Genomic DNA, 3,985 nt, shown 5'->3' with positions numbered 1-3,985 from the left:
CTCCGCACCCGCCCCCGCCCCCGCCGGTGTCTTCGCCGCGCGGGTCGGCGGCGCGGAGGAGGCACCGCCCGGCGCCTCCCGGATGCGCGAGGTGCGCGACGCCTGGCAGGGCCTCATGGAGCTGCGCCGCATGACCAATCCCGACGGCGCCACCGACCGCCCCTGCGGCTGGGAACGCACCCACCTGGTCCGCGCCGCCGCCCTGGCGCTGGAAGCGGCCGGCCACCAGCCGGAGCACGCCGGCACCCCCGGCTACCGCGTCCGCGCGACCCCGCAGCCGGAGGCGGTCGCGGTGTACGGCCCGGCGCTCCAGCCGTACGCGGCCACGCTGGAGGCGGCGGGCTGGCAGTGCGGCGAGTACACCGAGGCCCGCACCCGAACCCGCCACCTCCTTGGGTCCCCGCGCCGGGTGTGACCCCGGTCAGCTCCGCGCGAGCCGCTGCGCCTGCTCGCGGGTGGTCCGGGCGATCGCGTCCTCGTCCACGTGCAGCAGCTCCCCGTCCGCCACGATCTGCCGGCCGCCCACGAAGGAGGCCGTGACCGGGGCCGGAGCGCCGAGCACCAGGGCCGCCACCGGGTCGGCGATGGAGGCGTGGGCCAGGGTGTCCATGCGCCAGAGGACCAGGTCGGCGAGCTTGCCGGGCTCCAGGGAGCCGATCTCGGCCGCCCGGCCCAGGACTTGGGCGCCGCCGTAGGTGCCGAGGCGGAGGGCCTGGCGGGTGGTGAGGGCGGCTTGGCGGTGCGGGCCGAGGCGGTTGACGAGGAGGGCGTTGCGCAGTTCGGTGTGGAGTTCGCCGGACTCGTTGGAGGCGGTGCCGTCGACGCCAAGGCCGACCGGGGCGCCCGCCTTCAGCAGGTCCGGTACCCGTGCGATCCCCGCCGCCAGCCGGGCGTTGGAGGACGGACAGTGGGCGACGCCGGTGCCGGTGCGGGCGAAGGCGGCGATGTCGGAGTCGTTCATGTGGACGCAGTGCGCCATCCACACGTCCTCCCCCAGCCATCCGGTGGACTCGAAGTACTCGGTCGGGCCCATCCCGAACAGCTCGTGGCAGAACTTCTCCTCCTCCACCGTCTCCGAGCCGTGGGTGTGCAGCCGCACTCCCAGCCGCCGCGCCAGCTCCGCACCCCGCTTCATCAGTTCGGTGGACACCGAGAAGGGTGAGCAGGGCGCGACCGCGACCTGGGTCAGTGCGCCGAAGGAGGGGTCGTGGTGTTCCGCGACGGTGGCCTCGGTGGCGGCCAGCGCCTCCTCCAGGCTCTCCACCGCGAAGTCCGGCGGCAGCCCGCCGTCCGACTCGCCCCGGTCCATCGAGCCACGGGCCAGGGTGAAGCGGACGCCGGTGTCGCGGGCGGCGCGCACGATGGCGCCGGACAGGTCGCCGGTGCCGCGCGGGTAGACGTAGTGGTGGTCCATCGCGGTGGTGACCCCGCCCCGGGCCATCATCGCCAGCGAGCCCCGCGCGCCCGCGGACACCATGTCCTCGTCGATGCGCGCCCACGTCGGGTAGAGGGCGGTCAGCCAGTCGAAGAGGTTGTGGTCGGTGGCCAGACCACGGGTGAGCCACTGGTAGAAGTGGTGGTGGGTGTTGACCAGGCCGGGGGTGGCCAGATGCCCGGTGGCGTCGATCCGGCGGGTGACCCCGGTGAGCCCGTCGGGGGCCGGGCCCGGGCCGACCGACTCGATCCGGTCGTCCGCGAGGACGAGGTGCCCCGTGGCGTACTCGGTGTCGTCGGCGTCCACGGTGGCGATCGCGCAGTTCTCGATGACGATGCGCTCGGCTGGTGCCACGGTTCGTCCTTCGCTCTCAGAGGTTGGTGAGGTCCACCGGGATCGCCGCCTCGCGGCCCTCGCGGAGGACGGTCGCCTCGATCAGGCCGTAGGGCCGGTCGGCGGCGAGGTACACCTCGTTGTCGTTGGTCAGCCCGAAGGGCGTGAGGTCGGCCAGGAAGTGGTGCTTGTTCGGCAGGGAGAGCCGGATCTCGTCGATCTCAGCACGCTCCCCGATCACGCGCGCGCCCATCTCGTACAGGGTCTGCTGAAGGGAGTACGAATAGGTCCCGGCGAACGCCTCCAGCAGATGGCGCCGGGTCCCGGCGTAGGAGGCGTCCCAGTCGGGCGCGTCGCCCTCGCCGGTCCAGCCGTACCGCCAGCGGGCGTTCACCTCGGTGGCCAGCACGCGGTCGTAGGCCTCGGGGAGGGTGGTGTACTCGTCCTTGGCGTAGCCCCAGAACTCGGAGTCGGTGGAGTTCAGCACCACCAGGTCCCCCAGTCCGGAGACGACCTGCCAGGAGGTGCCGTCGTGGAAGACCTGGGTGAGCCGCACCTCCTGGCCCTTGCGGACGAAGGAGTGCCCGCCGTCCTCCGCGCCGATCCGGTCCCAGGCGTACTCCTCGATCCGGATGCGGGCCGTGCGGATCGCCTCCTGGGAGGTGACGAAGTGCCGGGCCAGGTGGATGCCGAACTGCTCGGCGGACTCGATGCCGTACCGCTTGGCAAAGGCGTACACCGTGTTCTTCGTGGTGTCGGTCGGCAGGACGTGGGCGTTGGAGCCGGAGTAGTGGACGTCGTCCATGTCGCCGCTGAGGGTGACGGAGACGTTGAGGTCCTTGATGTGGTGGGTGGCGCCGTCGCGCGTGATCCGGACGACCCGGTTCTCGGCCTTGCCGTACTGGTTCTGTGCCAGGATCGCGGGCCCGGCCGGGCGGGACGTTTCTGCCATGAAAGCTAGCTCCCTCGGTATACGGAGTAGCCGAACGGGCTGAGCAGCAGCGGGACGTGGTAGTGCTCCCCGGCCCGTACGGCGAAGGTGACGGTCACCTCCGGGAAGAACGCCTCCCCTCTCTCCCTCAGGTACGGCTCCACGGCGAAGTCGAGCCGTACCTGCGCCGTGTCCCCCGGCGGGGCCGGCAGATCCCGGCAGCGGCCGTCGGCGTCGGTGGTTCCCTCGCCGAGCGGGCGCCAGTCGCCGCCGGACGCCGTGCGGGCCGAGAGGCGGACGGTGACGCCCCGGGCGGGGCGTCCGAGCGAGGTGTCCAGGATGTGGGTGGACACGGAGGCGGTGGTGGTCATGGTGCGGGCGTCCTTCAGGCGACGAGTCGGGCCAGGCGGATGCGGTTGATCCTGCCCAGTTCGGCGCGGGCGGTCTCCCGTTCCCGCTCCGGCGTGTTGCCGAGCCGCTCCGTCAGGGCGTCGCGCATCTGCTCGCCGGTCAGGCCGGTGGCGCAGATCAGGAAGACATGGCCGAAGCGGTCCTGGTAGGCGAGGTTCAGTTCCAGCATCTCGGCGCGCAGGGCGTCGGAGGCGCCCGCCATGCCGCGCTGCTCCCGCGTGGAGGCGGGGTCGCCGGGCCTGGGGCGGCCGATCGGGGGGTGGCCCGCCATCGCCTCGGCCAGATCGTCGGCGCCGAGTCCGGCGAGGGCCGCGTCGGCGGCGAGGTACAGGTCGTCCGGGGTGGCGTACGGGCGGGCGACCAGGAGCAGGCGGCCCCAGGCGGTGGAGGCGCACACCTCGTGCAGGGCGGCGAGCGCGGCCTCGTCGCCGAGGGCGTTGAACCGGGCCAGGCCCAGGGGGGTGGCGGGCGATGTCACGGGCGCCTCCGTGGCCGCGAGGGCCGTCGTGCCGGACGGGGTGCCGTCAGCTAACGCCTCACCGCGACGACACGTCAACACTTTGTTGAAAATTCTGGGTTACCGGACGGCCTCAGCGGCCCTTCTCCCGGTTGAGGTAGTTGTAGATGGTGAAGCGGCTGACGCCCAGCGCCCCCGCCACGGTCTCCACCCCGTGCCGCACGGCGAAGGCGCCCCGCGCCTCCAGCGTCCGGACGATCTCCTGCTTGGCCTTGCGGTCCAGCTCGGCCAGCGGCCGCCCCTCGCGGCGCTCCAGCGCGGTGAGGATGTGGTCGAGGGACTCCGCGAGCTGCGGCAGCCGTACGGCGACGACCTCGGCGCCCTCCCAGGCCAGCACCACGTCGTCCGGGCCCGCCTC

At 73.0% G+C, this 3,985-nt stretch carries 5 protein-coding genes and 1 pseudogene; 1 reads left to right on the top strand and 5 read right to left on the bottom strand.

From position 1 onward, the window contains the following. Positions 1-415 (top strand): annotated as a pseudogene (locus tag CCN33_RS20850) (hypothetical protein); the annotation flags it as partial. A gap of 6 nt (positions 416-421) precedes the next feature. On the opposite strand, the gene CCN33_RS20845 reads toward CCN33_RS20850, so the two are convergent. From CCN33_RS20845 to CCN33_RS20825, 5 genes are all read right to left on the bottom strand, one after another. After that, positions 422-1,789: an 8-oxoguanine deaminase gene (locus CCN33_RS20845; protein ID WP_086695089.1), complete on the bottom strand. Its 1,368-nt coding sequence runs from the start codon at positions 1,787-1,789 to the stop codon at positions 422-424. 16 nt (positions 1,790-1,805) lie between these two features. Next, on the bottom strand, positions 1,806-2,720 hold the full coding sequence (pucL, locus tag CCN33_RS20840; protein WP_086695088.1) for a factor-independent urate hydroxylase: 915 nt from the start codon (positions 2,718-2,720) through the stop codon (positions 1,806-1,808). Between the two features lie 5 nt (positions 2,721-2,725). Beyond that, complete coding sequence (uraH, locus tag CCN33_RS20835; RefSeq protein ID WP_086695087.1) at positions 2,726-3,070, bottom strand: hydroxyisourate hydrolase; 345 nt, start codon at positions 3,068-3,070, stop codon at positions 2,726-2,728. Positions 3,071-3,084: 14 nt separating this feature from the next. Further along, positions 3,085-3,588 carry a 2-oxo-4-hydroxy-4-carboxy-5-ureidoimidazoline decarboxylase gene (gene uraD, locus CCN33_RS20830; RefSeq protein WP_086695086.1) on the bottom strand — a complete coding sequence of 168 codons (504 nt, stop codon included), beginning with the start codon at positions 3,586-3,588 and terminating at the stop codon, positions 3,085-3,087. 112 nt (positions 3,589-3,700) lie between these two features. Then, on the bottom strand, positions 3,701-3,985 hold a 285-nt coding region (locus CCN33_RS20825; RefSeq protein ID WP_086695085.1), incomplete at its 5' end, for a helix-turn-helix domain-containing protein.

Origin of the sequence: Streptomyces recifensis (genome assembly GCF_002154615.1) — a bacterium.
Taxonomy (GTDB): Bacteria; Actinomycetota; Actinomycetes; order Streptomycetales; family Streptomycetaceae; genus Streptomyces; species Streptomyces griseoluteus.
The sequence above is the reverse complement of the archived record's forward strand: the minus strand, read 5'-3'. Positions and strand labels throughout refer to the sequence as shown.

What these genes read in the sequence shown, in the direction of transcription:
- pucL (WP_086695088.1), bottom strand. Translation starts at nt 2,720, where the DNA reads ATGGCAGAAACGTCCCGCCCGGCCGGGCCCGCGATCCTGGCACAGAAC.
- uraH (WP_086695087.1), bottom strand. Translation starts at nt 3,070, where the DNA reads ATGACCACCACCGCCTCCGTGTCCACCCACATCCTGGACACCTCGCTC.